Raw genomic sequence first — 14,617 nt, forward strand, 5'->3', positions numbered from 1 at the left:
CATATCGGGGAGCAGCCACCCTGCTAGTCTTGATGGGGCTTAGGAGGCCGAGGACCCGCGATTACCCCATGTCTGATCTGCGGTTTGATCCTGACCTATTCGCATGTTACGGGCCTTGCCAGAAGATTCGGAGGCCCCGCTTGTATCGCCTGGAAGAGGAAACCGAGGACGACTGGTGGGAGGTGGAGGCGCTTTACGACCTCTGCTTTGCGCCGGGTCGGACGGCGCTTTCCTCCTACCGGCTGCGCGACGGGGTGCCCACGGTGGCGGCGCTCTGCCTTGTGCTGCGGGATGATGACGGGATCCTGGCCGCCGCGATCCGCTATTGGCCGGTCGAGGTGGGGGGGCAGGATGCGCTGCTCCTTGGCCCGGTGGCGGTGCATCCGACGCGGCAGGGCGAGGGGTTGGGCGGGCTTCTGATCAATGAAAGCCTGGCCGAGGCGCGGCGGCTGGGCTGGGAGCGGGTGATGCTGGTGGGCGATGCGCCCTATTATGCGCGCTTCGGCTTTCACCGGCTGGACGGGGTGGAGATGCCGCCCCCCACGAACCCGGACCGGGTACTGGGGCTGGCGCTGAAGGCGGGGGCCTGGGACGGGGTGCGGGGCCCAGTGACGAAGGCCACGTGACGAAGGCCACATGACGAAGGCGACCTGAGCCTTGCAGTGCCGCCCGCGCTGCCCCACATTCAGCGCATGGACAACCTGCCCGCCATCGCCGCGCCTGACCGAACTGCCGAGATCCGGGCGCTGGCGCGGCGCTATCGGCGGGCCAACGGGCCGGTGATGTCGCTGGTGAACCGGCTGGGCGGGCGGGTCGAGGATCGGCTGGCGGCCCTGCCCGAGGGGCTGCGGGGGCAGATCGGGGCCGCGACGGAGCGGGCGCTGATGGCGGCGCATGGGCTGGCCGGGGCGGGCGACCGGATGCCGGATCTGGGGCGCCGGGGGCCGGTGGCGGCGGCGATGCTGACGGGGGCGGTCGGCGGGGCGGGGGGGATTGCCACCTCGGTGGCGGAACTGCCGGTGACGATCACGGTGATCCTGCATGCCATCCGCCGCGCGGCGCGGGAGGCGGGCTATGATCCCGACGACCCGGCGATCCGGGCGGAATGCCTGCGGGTGTTCTCGGCCGGCGGGCCCTTGGCGGCGGATGACGGGATCAACACATCCTTCCTGTCGGCGCGGATGACGGTGACGGGGCCCGCGCTGGCGCAGCTGGTGCGCGGCGTGGCGCCGCGCCTGGCGGCGGCGCTGGGCCAGAAGCTGGCGGCGCAGGCGGTGCCGGTGATGGGGGCGGTGGCGGGGGCCGCGCTGAACGCGGCCTTCCTGAGCTATTACCGCGAGATGGCCGAGATCCGCTTTGCCCTGCTGCGGCTGGCCGAACAGCACGGCGCCGAGCCGATCCTTGCGGCCTTTGCCGAGGCGGCGACCCCGCCCAAGGTGACCCGCCTCTGATCCCCTGGCCTGCGGCGGGGAAAAATTCTTCACTGAAGAATTTTTGCGCCCCCTTGCAGGGGGCGTTGCGACGGGTCTGTTGGCGACCAGGGGCGCTGGGCGCCCCTGCGAAAATTCTTCGGAGGAAGAATTTTCGTCCCCGGTCGGGGAGGGTTACTCTGGCTGGTTCGACAGCCAGTCCACCAGCGCCGGGCGCACGCTTTCGGCGCCTTCGGCGATGGCACGGTCGATCACGGCGCGCGCCTCGGCCAGATCGACCCGGCGCAGCAGGGCCTTGACCGGACCGATGGAGGCCGGGCGCATGGACAGGCCGCGCAGGCCGAGGGCGGCGAAGGCCAGCGCCTCGATCGGGCGGCCGGCATCTTCGCCACAGAAGGAAAGCGGCGTCGCCGTTTCATCGCAGCGCGCGATGATCTGCGACAGGAAGTTCAGGAAGGACACGTTCAGCGTATCATAGCGGCGGCGGACGCGTTCATTCTCGCGGTCGGCGGCGAAGAAGAACTGCTTCAGGTCATTGCCGCCGATGGACACGAAATCCGTCAGCTCGAAAAAGGCGCGGGGGGCGAAGGCAAGGCTTGGCGTTTCCAGCATCGCGCCGATTTCCACCCGCGTGGGCACGGGGTGGCCCAGGCTTTTCTCGCGGTGCAATTCCTTCATCACCTGCGCGCGGGCGGTCTGGAATTCCGACAGTTCGGTGATGAAGGGGAACATCACCGTGAGCGGCCGCCCCTTGGACGCGCGGATCAGCGCCTGCAACTGCATCCGAAGGACGCCGGGCTTGTCGAGCCCCACGCGGATCGCGCGCCAGCCCATCGCGGGGTTGGGTTCATCCTGCGGCTTCATGTAGGGCAGCACCTTGTCCGACCCGATATCCAGCGTGCGGAAGGCCACGCGCTTGCCATGGGCGGCATCCATGACGCGGGCATAGAGGGCGGCGAGTTCGGCGCGCTGGGGCATCTTGTTGCGGACGAGGAATTGCAGTTCGGTCCGGAAAAGGCCCACCCCTTCGGCCCCCGACCCATCGAGGCTGGGCAGGTCGGCCATGAGGCCTGCATTCATCATCAGCGTGGTGATCGTGCCGCATTTCGACTGGGCGGGCAGGCCGCGCAGCGAGGCGTAGCGTTGCTGGGCGGCGGCCTGCATCGCGATCTTGTCTCGGAAGGCACGGGCGACCGTTTCCTCTGGCCGCAGGTGGACGATGCCCTGGTCGCCATCGACAAGGATCTGGTCGCCGTTCAGCGCCTCGGTCACGATACGGTCGGCGTGGATCACCAGCGGGATGGCCAGCGCGCGGGCGACGATGGCGGCATGGGAGCCGACGGAGCCTTCTTCCAGCACCACGCCCTTCAGCTTGCGCCCGTAGTCGAGCAGTTCGGCGGGGCCGATGTTGCGCGCCACCAGCACCGGGTTTTCCGGCATTTCCGCGCCGGTATCGGTGCCCTGGCCCGTGAGGATCCGCAGGAGGCGGTTCGACAGGTCGTCCAGATCGTGCAGCCGTTCGCGCAGGTAGGCGTCGGGCACCTGTTCCAGGCGGGCGCGGGCGGCGGATTGTTCCTTTTCCACCGCGGCCTCGGCGGAGAGGCCGCGCTGGATGTCTTCCTCCATCCGGCGCAGCCAGCCGCGCGAATTGGCGAACATGCGGTAGGCTTCCAGCACCGCCTTCTGTTCCTTGTCGAGGCTTTCGGCAGAGAGGAGGTCATCGACTGAGACGCGCAGCTTGCCCACGGCTTCGCGGATGCGGTCGATCTCGGTCAGGGGGTCGTCGGCGACCGGGTTCGTCACCACGACGCGCGGTTCATGCAGCCAGACGCGGCCTTCGGCCGCCCCTTCCTGCCCGGTGCCGCCCCGGATCATCACCGATTGCTTGTGAAGCGCGCGCAGCCCGTCGCCATCGCCGTTGAAGACGCCGAGTTCCGTCATTTCGGCCAGAACCATGGCGACGACTTCGAGGGCGTAGATCTCGTCCTCGGAGAATTCGCGTTCGATGCGCGACTGCACGACCAGGACGCCAAGCTTTTCGCCGACCCGCTGGATGGGCACGCCGAGGAAGGAGGAATAGATCTCTTCCCCGGTTTCGGGCATGTAGCGAAAGCCCTTTTCGCCCGGGGCATTGGCGGTGTTGACGGGAAGGCCCGTGCGCGCCACGCGGCCCACGAGACCTTCGCCCAGTTTCATGCGCGTCTGGTGGACGGCCTCGGCCTTGAGCCCTTCGGTGGCGCAGAGTTCGAGGGTTTCGGGATCGCGGAAGAGATAGATCGAGCAGACCTCGGTTCCCATGGAATCGGCGATCAGATGGGTGATGCGATCAAGCCTGTCCTGCCCGCCCCCGGTGGTGGCGAGCGTGTCGCGCAGCCTGCGCAGGAGTTTGCGGCTTTCGCTTTCGGTCCGTTCCGGCATGGCGGTCGTTCTGTCCCTGTCGCGATCCTTAGACCACAGGATTCCGGCTTGCGGAACCCCTGTCTTCAGGGCTGCGGGCGGGGTGGGCGGACGGGGGCGGCGGCAAGGGTGACGCCGGCAAGGGTGACCGCCGTGCCGATCAGCATGAGGGGGGAGAGCGGTTCGTCAAAGGCGAGATGGGCCACGGCCATGGTCACCGGCGGGGAAAGGTAGAGGACGGCGGTGACGCGGGCCGCGGGATAGCGCGAGAGGCAGAGGTAATAGGTGCCATAGCCACCGAAGGTGGCAAGCAGGACAAGCCAGCCGATGCCCAAGGCGAATTCGGGCGTGGCGGGCGGGGCGATACCGCCGAAGGGCAGCGAGGTCAGGCCAAACAGCGCCGCCGCGGTCAGGCATTGCAGGCAGAGCGACTGATGAACCGCGACCGAGGCGGGGCGCAGGCGGCGCTGCAGCACCGCCGACAGGGCAAAGGCCATCGTCCCCGCGACCGGCAGGAGGAGCGCCCAGAGCGGGACATCCCCCAGCCGCAGCCCTTCGGACGAGACGAGCGCCACGCCCGCCACGCCCGTGCCCATGCCCAGCCACTGGCGGGGCGTGAGGCGCTGGTTCAGGATCGGCCCTGCCAGCAGGGCCACGCCCATGGGCAGCATGTCGGTGATCAGCGCGACAAGGCCCGTGGGCACGCCCTGCCCGATGGCGAGGGAGAAGCCGCCGAGATAGAGGAACATGCTGAAGGTGCCGAAGCCTGCCTGTTCCAGCACCGCGCGGGCATCGAGCCGGGGGCCGAGCGTCAGCGCGAAGGGCAGGAGGATCAGCCCCGACATCAGGCTGCGCCAGAAGAGGATGGTGAGGATGGGCGTGCTGTCTGACAGGCCGCGCACGCCAAGGAACCCCGTCGACCAGGCAAGGACGAGCAGCGCGGAAAGCAGCGGGAAGGCAAGGTCGATGCGCGGGCGCGGGGCGGTGCTGTCGGTCATGTCCCTTGGGGTTCCGGTTTCCTGTCGCGGTGACTGTGGCGGACAGGCGGGGGCCGGGGCGCGAAGGGATGCGACGCGGGCAGGGCGGAAGGCGACGCCGGGGCAAGGCGCGGGGATCGGGCCGTGCAGGCCCGCCCGTGGCGGACCCGGGTCCGGGGTTCAGGAAAAGCCCGGACCGGGCGGCCCGGGGCGCAGGGGGCTTGCCCGGGGAAATCCGCAGGGTCGCCTGCGCGCCCCCCGTCGGCCATCCGTCAGACCCCTGTCAGGCCCCCGTCAGGCCAAGGTCTCATGCCTTGTCGAGTTCGAAGACGTCGTGCAGGGCCTGGACGGCCAGTTCCATGTACTTGCGGTCGATCAGGACCGAGATCTTGATCTCGGAGGTGGAGATCACCTTGATGTTCACGTTTTCCTTGGAAAGCGCCTCGAACATGCGCGCGGCCACGCCCGTATGGGACCGCATCCCGATCCCGACGACGGAGACCTTGGCGACATCGGTGTCGATGATCAGTTCGTCATACTTGATCTTGCCCGCGGCCTTGGCATCTTCCATCGCCTTCTTCGCGCGGTCCACCTGGTTGATGGGGCAGGAGAAGGTCATGTCCGTCACGGCGCCCGGATGGGCATCGTCATAGTCTTTCTCGCTGATGTTCTGGACGATCATGTCGACATTCACGCCCGCATCGGCCAGGGGGCCGAAGATGGCCGAGGCGACGCCGGGGCGATCCTCGATCGTGAAGAGGGTGATCTTCGCTTCCTCGCGCGAGAAGGCGACGCCAGAGACGACTTTCGATTCCATGATTTCCTCCTCGTCGCACACAAGGGTGCCGGACGTTTCATCGGTATCCTCGAACGATGACAGCACGCGCAGGCGCACCTTGTAGCGCATGGCCAGTTCGACCGAGCGGGTCTGCAGGACCTTGGCGCCGAGGGAGGCGAGTTCCAGCATCTCCTCGAACGCGATCTTGTCGAGCTTGCGCGCCTTGCTGCTGACGCGCGGGTCGGTGGTGTAGACGCCATCGACATCGGTGTAGATGTCGCAGCGTTCCGCGCCGAAGGCGGCGGCGAAGGCGACGGCGGTGGTGTCGCTGCCGCCGCGGCCCAGCGTGGTGATGCGGCCCTCGGGCGAGAGGCCCTGGAAGCCCGCGACGACCGCGACCTTGAAGCCTTCGGCGAATTTCGCGTCGATATTGGCGCGGGGGATATCCACGAAGCGGGCCGAGCCGTGCTGCGCCGTGGTCTGGATCGGCACCTGCCAGCCCTGCCAGGACCGGGCGGGGATGCCCATCTCCTGCAGGCGCAGCGCCATGAGGCCCGCGGTCACATTCTCGCCCGAGGCGACGACGGCATCGTATTCGCGGGCATCGTAAAGCTTGGAGGTGCCTTCGACATAGCCCACCAGGCGGTTGGTTTCGCCCGACATGGCGCTGACGATGACGATGACGTCATAGCCGCGCTCGACCTCGCGCTGGACCTTCTTCGCGGCATTTTTGATGCGCGCGAGATCGGCCACGGACGTGCCGCCGAATTTCATCACGAGAAGCGGCATGGTTTCCCCCGCAAGGCCCGAATTCCGCGCGCTTCTTATGCGGGGCGGGGGCAGGGTGCAAGGCCTGTCAGGGGGGGGAAGGGGGGGGTGCGGGGGGGCGGATGCCCCCCCGTGTGCCGAGGATGGGGGGGGCGGGGGGGGCGGATGCCCCCCGTGTGCCGAGGATGGGGGTGCGGGGGGGCGGATGCCCCCCCGTGTGCCGAGGATGGGGGGTGCGGGGGGGCGGATGCCCCCCCGCGCGCTGCGGATCAGCCGCGACGGCCGCCGCGGCGTTCGCGGCGGGGGCCGCCGGCATCGTCGCCGGTGCCATCCGAGGCCGAGGAGAAACCGCCCAGCGTGTCGCTGATCGTCTCGAGCGTGGGGCGCGGCCCCTTGGGGCGGCTTTCCAGCGCGGCGCGCATCGCGCGCAGATGTTCGGGCATGGTGCCGCAGCAGCCGCCGATGATGCGCACGCCCGCATCGCGGGCCAGCACGGCATATTCGGCCATCAGTTCAGGCGTGCCGTCATAGTGGATATGGCCGTCGTGATACTTCGGGATGCCCGCATTGCCCTTGGCGATGATCGGCCGCTCCGTCCCGGTGGAGGCAAAGCCCAGCACCGTGCGCATCAGGTCCGACGCGCCCACGCCGCAATTGGCGCCAAAGGCGATGGGCGGGTTGGGCAGCTTTTCCACCAGATCCGCCAGCGCGGCAGAGGTCACGCCCATCATGGTGCGGCCTGCCGTGTCAAAGCTCATGGTGCCGCACCAGGGCAGGCCTGCGAGCTTCGCGGCCTCGGCCGCGGCCCTGTATTCCTCGGGGGCGGAGATGGTTTCGATCCAGAGGACATCGACACCGCCCTCCTTCATGCCTTCCATCTGTTCGTGGAAGATTTCCACCGCGTCCTTGTGCGTCAGGGTGCCCATCGGTTCGAAGATCTCGCCCGTCGGTCCCACGGATCCCGCCACCACCACCTTGCGGCCCGAGGCATCGGCGATCTCGCGCCCCAGTTCCACGCCCGCGCGGTTCAACTCGCGCACGCGGCCCTGGGCATTGTGCAGCTTCAGCCGTGCGGCATTGCCGCCGAAGGTGTTGGTGAGGAAGATGTCGGACCCCGCCTCGACCGCGCCGCGATAGAGTTTGCGGATGTTGTCGGGCTGATCCACGTTCCACAGTTCCGGCGGCTCGCCCGAGGAGAGCCCCATGTTGAACAGGTTCGTCCCCGTGGCGCCATCGGCCATCAGCCAGTCGCGGGTGGAGAGAAGCTCGGTCAGCGCGTCGGCCATGGGGCACCTTTATACGAGGGATCTTGGGATCGGTCTGCCATGCGGAAGGCAATCAGGCAATTCGATATTCCGCATGATGATCTTGAAGCGGAAGCCGGGATCGCGGCCCCGTCATGCAAAAGGCACCCCGCGGGGGTGCCTTCCGGGGTAAAAGAGGGGCAGGGCGCCCCTCTGGCATGCGATCAGAGTTCGTCCATCAGCTGCTGCTTGGCGACGGGCAGCAGTTCGGCCATCTTGGCGCGCACCTCGTCGGCGCTGGCCTTGCCCGCCAGATCGGCGGCGACCTTGCGGACCACATCCTCGATCCCGGCTTCCTCGAAATCGGCGCTGACCACGCTCATGGCATAGTCGGCGGCGGCGTCGCCGGACTTGCCCAGAAGTCCCGCGGCCCAGAGACCGACCAGCTTGTTGCGGCGGGCCTCGGCGCGGAACTGCATGTCGGCGTCATGGGCGAATTTGGCTTCGAAGGCGTTTTCGCGATCGTCGAAGGTGGTCATGTCGGGCCCCTTGATGCTGGTTTGGCTTGCCTTCCATATGCCCGCAGGGCGCGGCCACCGCAAGGGGGCGGGCCTGCAACCTTGCGGGGGCGGGCGGCTTGCCGTATAGCGCCGGGAAGCGGGCGGGGAACCATGGGGTAACCCCGCCATCGGCATTTCCGGCGGAGACTTCATGGCGCGACGCAAGAAGGTATACGAGGGCAAGGCGAAGATCCTGTATGAAGGGCCGGAGCCGGGCACTCTGATCCAGTATTTCAAGGATGATAGCGCGCCCACAGCGTCGATCCCCGCCCCGGCGGCGGTGGAGGGCAAGGGGGTGCTGAACAACCGCCTGTCCGAATTCTTCATGACCGGGCTGAATGCCATCGGGGTGCCCACGCATTTCATCCGGCGTCTGAACATGCGCGAGCAACTGGTGCGGATGGCCGAGATCATCCCGCTGGAAGTGGTGGTGCGGAACTTTGCCGCAGGGGAATTGTCCAGCCGGCTGGGCATTCCGGAAGGCACGCCGCTGCCGCGGCCGATCGTCGAGTATTATTACAAGGACGACCGGCTGGGCACGCCGATGGTGAGCGAGGAACATGTCATCGCCTTCAACTGGGCGACGCAGCAGGACCTGGATGACATCGTGGCGCTGGCGCTGCGGGTGAACGATTTCCTGTCGGGCGTGATGATGGGCGTGGGCATCCGGCTGGCCGATTTCCGCATCGAGGTGGGCCGGATCTGGGAAGGCGATTACATGCGCCTGATCGTGGCCGACGAGATCAGCCCGGATTCCTGCCGCCTGTGGGATGTGCGCACCGCCTCCGAGGCGATGGAGCGCGACGGTGTTACGCGCGAGCCGGGGCCGATGGCGGATGTCTATACCGAACTGGCGCGGCGGCTGGGGGTTCTGCCGACCAACGTCACCCATACGCCCAAGCCCAGCCTGATCAACTGACTGACACCCGCATCTGACGCCTTGCCCCCGTCCGGGCAGGGCGCTAGAGGACGACAAGCCAATCTGCCCCGGGGGACGATATGAAAGCGCGCGTGACCGTCATGCTGAAGACCGGCGTTCTGGATCCGCAGGGCGAGGCCGTGCGCCACGCGCTGGGGGGCCTTGGCTTTGCCGGCGTGAACGGGGTGCGTCAGGGCAAGGTGATCGAGCTGGATCTGGCCGAGACGGACAAGGCCCGGGCCGAGGCCGAGGTCAAGGCCATGTGCGAGAAGCTTCTGGCCAATACGGTGATCGAAAGCTATCGGGTCGAGATCCTCTGATCCGTGAAAGCCGACAGGCGGTGTCGGGTTCGGCCTAGACCTGCGGGCCGGGCTGGCCTTCCCTTGGGGTGAGCCACTGGGGGGAATGCGATGCGCGCGGCGATACTGAAAGCCTATAACAGCGATCTGGTGATCGAGACGGTGGCCGATCCCCTCTGCGAGGCCGATGGCGTGGTGCTGCGCGTGCTGGCCTGCGGCATCTGCCGGAGCGACTGGCATGGCTGGGTGGGCGAACATCCCAAGGTGAAGCCGGGCGCGATTCCGGGGCATGAATATTGCGGCGAGGTGGTGGAGGCCGGGCCGCTGGCGAAATGGCGCAAGGGCGACCGGGTGATCGCGCCCTTCATCCTGGCCTGCGGGCAATGCCCGGATTGCCAGGCGGGGCTGTCGAACATCTGCAAGAGCCAGCGCGTGCCGGGCTTCGGCGAGCCGGGGGCCTATGCCGAATATATCTCGGTGCCGCATGCCCATAACCTTGCCCGGCTGCCCGAGGCGATCAGCCCGGTTCTGGCAGCGGGCCTTGGCTGCCGGGTCACGACGGCCTGGCATGCGCTGACGGGGCGGGCCGAGTTGCGCGCGGGCGAATGGCTGGCGGTGCATGGGACGGGGGGGATCGGGCTTTCGGCGCTGATCCTGGGCCGGGCGCTGGGGGCGCGGGTTGTGGTGGTGGATGTGGTGCCGGAGAAGCTTTCCCATGCGCTGGCGCTGGGGGCAGAGGCGGCGGTGGATGCCCGGGCTGGGGATGTGGCGGCGCGGATCGTCGAGGTGACGGGGGGCGGGGCGCATGTGTCGATCGAGGCGCTGGGGATCGAGGCCACGGCCAATGCCTCCATCGACTGTCTGCGCACGCTGGGGCGGCATGTGCAGGTGGGCCTGCCCGTGGGCCACACGGCGCGGATGGAGATCAACATGAACGGCGTCTACATGAAGCAGCTGGCGCTGTTCGGGACGCGCGGGATGCCCGCTTGGAAATACCCCTCGCTGCTGGACCTGATCACGCGGGGCGTGGTGGACATGACGCCCCTGATCGCGCGGCGGGTGCCCTTGTCGGGCGCATCGGCGGAGTTGCGGGCCTTCAACGGCCCGATGCCGCCGGGGGTGGCGGTGATCGACGATTTCGCCGCGTGACGGGATTTTGCGGGCGCGTGCATTTTTCTGCCGAAGGGGGCTACACAGCGCCAAAGAGGGGTGCTAATAGCCCGCCACCAAGCCGCTGTAGCTCAGCTGGTAGAGCACGTCATTCGTAATGATGGGGTCGGGGGTTCGAGTCCCTTCAGCGGCACCACTTTCCTTCCGGACAGGTGAAGAACGACGCGGAAACCCTTGCCGGGCAAGGGTGATCGCGCAGTGACCTGTGCCGGGCGCGGTTGCCCGGGGAGGGGCACGGCGCCGAAGCGCCGTGCCGGGGGCCGGATCAGCCCAGATGGTGGGTTTCCGGGATGGCATAGACCGGCGTGGCGATCCCTTCCATCCGCGCCTTGAGTTGCAGGGCAAGGAACTGGCTGTAGTGGCGCGACTGGTGCAGGTTGCCGCCGTGGAACCAGAGCGCCTCTTGTCGGGTGGGTTTCCACATGTTGCGCTGTTCGCCGACCCAGGGCCCCGGATCCTTGGGCGTGTCCGACCCGAGGCCCCAGCATTTGCCGACCTTGTCGGCCACGTCCTTGCCGATCAGATCCGCCGCCCAGCCGTTCATGGAGCCATAGCCCGTGGCATAGACGATCACATCGGCCTCCAGTTTCGTGCCGTCTTCCAGCACGACACCATCGGGGACGATCTCCTTCACATTGCCATGGGCGAGCTTGATCTTGCCGTCGATGATCAGCTGGCTTGCGCCGATGTCGATGTAATAGCCCGAGCCGCGGCGCAGGTATTTCATGAACAGGCCCGAGCCATCGGCCCCCCAGTCCAGCCAGAAGCCCGCCTTTTCGAGGCCCGCATAGAAATCGGCATCCACCTCGCGCATCCTGTCGTAGAGTGGGATCTGGAATTCGTGCAGGATCCGGTAGGGCAGGGAGGCGAAGATCAGGTCGGCCTTTTCGGTGGTCATGCCCGATTGCACCGCCTGTTCCGAGTAAAGCGCGCCGAGGCCGATATCCATGAGCGTGTCGGAGCGCACGATATGGGTGGAGGAGCGCTGCACCATCGTCACGTCCACGTCGTTTTCCCAGAGCGCGGCGCAGATGTCATGGGCGGAGTTGTTGGAGCCGATCACCACGGCCTTCTTGCCCTTGTAGGCATCGGGGCCCGGATGGCGCGAGGAGTGGTGCTGATCGCCCTTGAAGCTGTCCATCCCCGGATAGTTGGGCATGTTGGCCTTGCCCGACATGCCGGTGGCGAGGACGAGTTGCTTGGGGCGCAGGGTGACCTCTGCCCCGTCGCGATCAACGATCACCGTCCATTCGCCAGTCTTTTCATCGTATTGCGCCGATTTGCAGGTGGTTCTGGCCCAGTAGTTCAGTTCCATCACCTTGGTATACATCTCGAGCCAGTCGCCGATCTTGTCCTTGGGGGCGAAGACGGGCCAGTTTTCGGGGAACTTGATGTAGGGCAGGTGATCGTACCAGACCGGGTCATGCAGGCAGAGCGACTTGTAGCGGTTGCGCCAGCTGTCGCCGGGGCGTTCGTTCCTTTCGACGATGATCGCGGGCACGCCCAGTTGGCGCAGGCGCGCGCCAAGGGCGATGCCGCCCTGTCCACCGCCGATGATCAGGACATAGGGCTGGCGGGTATAGCCCAGTTCGCGCGCCTCGGCCTCGCGGTCTTCTTTCCATGTCGGGCGGTGCTTGTCGGCGCCGTGGCGGGCGCCCAGCGGGCGGGCGAAGCCCTTGGGTTCCTCATGGCCCTTGAGTTCCACCATGGTGGTGAGCAGGGTCCAGATCTTGCCGCCCTTGAGGCGGATCAGCCCGTAGCCGCGCGCGACGGCGGTTTCGAATTCGATCCAGGCGGTGGTGATGCCGCCGTCTTCGGTGGCGGTCTCGCCGCGGGCGATTGTCCAGCCGGTGGGTTTCGTGGTGGCAAGCTGGGCCGAGAGCATGGCGGCGATGCCGGACTTGCCTTCGCTGGTATGGAGGTTCCAGGTGAAGGTGACGAGGTCGCGCCAATAGCAATCGTCCTGGAAATGCGCGGTGGCGGCGGCGATGTCGCCCTGTTCCAGTGCCGCGCCGAAACTGTCGAGCAGGGCCTGAACCTCGGCCTGTGTGGTGGTGTCGAGCATGTATTCCTCCCTTTCATGCCTGTGCCGGAGAAGGGTGGGCCGTGGCGGGCGCGCGGTCACCGGAAAATCGGGGGGAGGGGCGCGTGGCGGGCGATTTCCGGGCCGGGGCGTTGCAGGCGCAACGGGGCGTGCAACGGATCAGCCGTCAAGCAGCCCCTCGCGCCGGGCGCGGCGCAGGATGGTGGAGCGGTTGACGCCCATCCGTCGCGCGGCCAGCGCCATGTTGCCATCGCAGGCGGCAAGGATATCGGCGAGGGTTTCGGTCCGGTCGACGGGGGCGAGGGGGGCGGGCGGCAGATCGGGCAGGTCGATCACCGCAGCGTCGGCGAGGGCGATGGCCACTTCCAGCGTGTTGGCCAGTTCGCGCAGGTTGCCCGGCCAGTCGCGCGCCTTGAGTTCGGCGCGGGCGGCGGGCGAGATGCGCAGGGACTGCGGGCAGAGATGGCCGAACTGGCGCAGCAGCCGGTCGATCAGCCAGTCGAAATCCTGGCGCAGGCGGAGGGGCGGCAGGGAGAGGGTGACCGGGGCAAGCAGGAAGAACAGGTCGGCGCGGAAGGCCCCGGCCCGCACGAGGGAAGCGAGATCGGTGGTGCTGGCGGTGATCAGGCGGGGCCTGCGGCGGAGGGGCAGGCTGTCGAGGCCCGCCAGCACCCGATGCAGCCGCCCCTGATCGGCGGGGGAGAGTTCCCCCGGGCCATCGAGGAAGAGGGTGCCGCCGGCGGCGGCCTCAACCAGGGTTTCGGGATCGGGCAGGGGGGCGGCGCAGGACAGCGTGACGAAGGGGCGGTTGCCGGGCTGGCTGGTATGGATGGCGCGGGCGAGGCGTTCCTTGCCGGTGCCGGTTTCCCCCGACAGGAGAAGGGCGATGCCCGTGGGGGCAAGGCGGGCGGCATCGGCCTGCAGGCGGCGGATGGCGGGATCGGAACCGCCGATGGTCTGCAGCGGGCCGGTTTCGCCGGGGGAATGCGCGGGCGGGCGGCGCTCGGTCTGGGGGGCGATGGCATGGCCGAACATGCCCTGCCCGTCGCGCAGCTGGATCAGGCGATCCTCGGTCGGGCGGCCGCGCATCAGATCGGGCAGGCTGTCGATGCCGAGGTCGAAGAAGCGGTCGATCCTTTCGCCGATGGCCGCGCCGTCCATCCGGCCGTCCATCTGGCGGGCGAGGACGCGTTCGGCGCCATGGGTCATGCCGATGATGCGCCCCGATCCATCGAGCGCGACGGCGGCTTCGGGATCGACATCGAGGAATTCGGGGCTGGTGGAGAAGCGCAGCACCCAGTCGCCCCGGTTCATCGCCATGAGGTTGGCCATTTCCACCCGGCGGGCGCTGGCCTTGACGAGGTTCAGGGCAAGGCTCTGGCTGATCTTGGGCTGGGGCGAGCGCAGGAGCGAGATGTCGAGGACCGCCGTCAGGTTGCCCCGCGTGTCGAAGATGGGGGCGGCGGTGCAGGAGAGGGGGGTATGGGTCAGATCGAAGTGATCGGACTGGTGGATGGTGATCGCCTCGCGCGTGATGATGCAGGAGCCGACGCCGCAGGTGCCCGCCAGTTCCTCGGACCAGTCGGAGCCGAGGAAGAGCCCGGCCTGGCGCAGTTCCTCTTCGAATTTCGGGTCGCCGAAGTAATCGACGGTGACGCCCTTGGCATCGGCCAGAAGCAGGACGTATTTCTGCCCGGCGATCTGGCGGAAGAGCGCCTCGAGCCCGCTGCGGGCGATGGCGATCAGGCGTTCGGATTGTTCGCGATGTTCGCGCAGGCGGGCCTCGGTGACGATATGGGCCGGGCTGGGGCGGGCCGGATCCATGCCGTATTCCTCGACGCAGCGGCGCCAGGATTGTTCGACCAGCGCGTCGCGGCCCATGCCGCGACCGGACAGGACCTGATCAATCTCGCGCAGATGCGACAGGTTGGACATGGGCGGGTGCGGCCACCTCTGGGCTGGAATGGCGTTCAGTATGACGCATCATCGGCGCGGGGCAATGCGCCCTTGGTCGGATAGGCGGGCGCGGGG

The 14,617-nt window shown here is 67.8% G+C and carries 12 protein-coding genes and 1 tRNA gene; 6 read left to right on the forward strand and 7 right to left on the reverse strand.

Going from position 1 to position 14,617, the window contains the following annotated elements; all coding sequences use genetic code 11:
• Positions 1-140 precede the first annotated feature (140 nt).
• Both G5V65_RS16285 and G5V65_RS16290 read left to right on the forward strand, forming a co-directional pair.
• Complete coding sequence (locus G5V65_RS16285) at positions 141-626, forward strand: GNAT family N-acetyltransferase (RefSeq protein ID WP_165052128.1); 486 nt, start codon at positions 141-143, stop codon at positions 624-626.
• A gap of 57 nt (positions 627-683) precedes the next feature.
• Positions 684-1,451 carry an EcsC family protein gene (locus G5V65_RS16290; RefSeq protein WP_449301104.1) on the forward strand — a complete coding sequence of 256 codons (768 nt, stop codon included), beginning with the start codon at positions 684-686 and terminating at the stop codon, positions 1,449-1,451.
• 153 nt (positions 1,452-1,604) lie between these two features.
• Here the strand turns inward: G5V65_RS16290 and ptsP are convergent, their stop codons facing one another.
• From ptsP to G5V65_RS16315, 5 genes are all read right to left on the reverse strand, one after another.
• Entirely contained in the window at positions 1,605-3,848 is a 2,244-nt protein-coding gene (ptsP, locus tag G5V65_RS16295; protein ID WP_165052132.1) for a phosphoenolpyruvate--protein phosphotransferase, read from the reverse strand.
• A gap of 65 nt (positions 3,849-3,913) precedes the next feature.
• Positions 3,914-4,825, reverse strand: coding sequence for a DMT family transporter (locus G5V65_RS16300; RefSeq protein ID WP_165052134.1), 912 nt, complete (start codon positions 4,823-4,825; stop codon positions 3,914-3,916).
• 286 nt (positions 4,826-5,111) lie between these two features.
• The gene (locus tag G5V65_RS16305) at positions 5,112-6,371 is read right to left on the reverse strand and encodes an aspartate kinase (protein WP_165052137.1); all 1,260 of its coding nucleotides are present in this window, start codon (positions 6,369-6,371) and stop codon (positions 5,112-5,114) included.
• Positions 6,372-6,619: 248 nt separating this feature from the next.
• A complete protein-coding gene (bmt, locus tag G5V65_RS16310; protein ID WP_165052139.1) occupies positions 6,620-7,636 on the reverse strand; it encodes a betaine--homocysteine S-methyltransferase in 1,017 nt (338 codons plus the stop codon).
• 182 nt (positions 7,637-7,818) lie between these two features.
• Entirely contained in the window at positions 7,819-8,133 is a 315-nt protein-coding gene (locus tag G5V65_RS16315; RefSeq protein WP_165052141.1) for a DUF1476 domain-containing protein, read from the reverse strand.
• A 172-nt stretch (positions 8,134-8,305) separates the two neighbouring features.
• Here G5V65_RS16315 and G5V65_RS16320 point away from each other — a divergent pair, with 172 nt between their 5' ends.
• The 4 genes from G5V65_RS16320 (at position 8,306) to G5V65_RS16335 (ending at position 10,678) form a co-directional block, all read left to right on the forward strand.
• The gene (locus G5V65_RS16320; protein ID WP_165052143.1) at positions 8,306-9,073 is read left to right on the forward strand and encodes a phosphoribosylaminoimidazolesuccinocarboxamide synthase; all 768 of its coding nucleotides are present in this window, start codon (positions 8,306-8,308) and stop codon (positions 9,071-9,073) included.
• A gap of 80 nt (positions 9,074-9,153) precedes the next feature.
• Positions 9,154-9,393 (forward strand): phosphoribosylformylglycinamidine synthase subunit PurS, encoded by a 240-nt coding sequence (purS, locus tag G5V65_RS16325; protein ID WP_165052145.1) that lies wholly within the window; start codon positions 9,154-9,156, stop codon positions 9,391-9,393.
• Positions 9,394-9,483: 90 nt separating this feature from the next.
• Positions 9,484-10,521, forward strand: coding sequence for an alcohol dehydrogenase catalytic domain-containing protein (locus tag G5V65_RS16330; RefSeq protein ID WP_165052147.1), 1,038 nt, complete (start codon positions 9,484-9,486; stop codon positions 10,519-10,521).
• Between the two features lie 81 nt (positions 10,522-10,602).
• A tRNA-Thr gene (locus tag G5V65_RS16335) sits at positions 10,603-10,678 on the forward strand.
• 129 nt (positions 10,679-10,807) lie between these two features.
• Here G5V65_RS16335 and G5V65_RS16340 read toward each other — a convergent pair.
• Positions 10,808-12,607, reverse strand: coding sequence for an NAD(P)/FAD-dependent oxidoreductase (locus G5V65_RS16340; protein WP_165052149.1), 1,800 nt, complete (start codon positions 12,605-12,607; stop codon positions 10,808-10,810).
• Between the two features lie 138 nt (positions 12,608-12,745).
• Complete coding sequence (locus tag G5V65_RS16345; RefSeq protein ID WP_165052151.1) at positions 12,746-14,521, reverse strand: sigma-54-dependent Fis family transcriptional regulator; 1,776 nt, start codon at positions 14,519-14,521, stop codon at positions 12,746-12,748.
• Positions 14,522-14,617 lie beyond the last annotated feature (96 nt).

Source organism: Paragemmobacter kunshanensis, assembly GCF_011059185.1.
GTDB classification, from domain to species: domain Bacteria; phylum Pseudomonadota; class Alphaproteobacteria; order Rhodobacterales; family Rhodobacteraceae; genus Paragemmobacter; species Paragemmobacter kunshanensis.

What these genes read in the sequence shown, in the direction of transcription:
- ptsP (WP_165052132.1), bottom strand. Translation starts at nt 3,848, where the DNA reads ATGCCGGAACGGACCGAAAGCGAAAGCCGCAAACTCCTGCGCAGGCTG.
- G5V65_RS16300 (WP_165052134.1), bottom strand. Translation starts at nt 4,825, where the DNA reads ATGACCGACAGCACCGCCCCGCGCCCGCGCATCGACCTTGCCTTCCCG.
- G5V65_RS16305 (WP_165052137.1), bottom strand. Translation starts at nt 6,371, where the DNA reads ATGCCGCTTCTCGTGATGAAATTCGGCGGCACGTCCGTGGCCGATCTC.
- bmt (WP_165052139.1), bottom strand. Translation starts at nt 7,636, where the DNA reads ATGGCCGACGCGCTGACCGAGCTTCTCTCCACCCGCGACTGGCTGATG.
- G5V65_RS16315 (WP_165052141.1), bottom strand. Translation starts at nt 8,133, where the DNA reads ATGACCACCTTCGACGATCGCGAAAACGCCTTCGAAGCCAAATTCGCC.
- G5V65_RS16320 (WP_165052143.1), top strand. Translation starts at nt 8,306, where the DNA reads ATGGCGCGACGCAAGAAGGTATACGAGGGCAAGGCGAAGATCCTGTAT.
- purS (WP_165052145.1), top strand. Translation starts at nt 9,154, where the DNA reads ATGAAAGCGCGCGTGACCGTCATGCTGAAGACCGGCGTTCTGGATCCG.
- G5V65_RS16330 (WP_165052147.1), top strand. Translation starts at nt 9,484, where the DNA reads ATGCGCGCGGCGATACTGAAAGCCTATAACAGCGATCTGGTGATCGAG.
- G5V65_RS16340 (WP_165052149.1), bottom strand. Translation starts at nt 12,607, where the DNA reads ATGCTCGACACCACCACACAGGCCGAGGTTCAGGCCCTGCTCGACAGT.
- G5V65_RS16345 (WP_165052151.1), bottom strand. Translation starts at nt 14,521, where the DNA reads ATGTCCAACCTGTCGCATCTGCGCGAGATTGATCAGGTCCTGTCCGGT.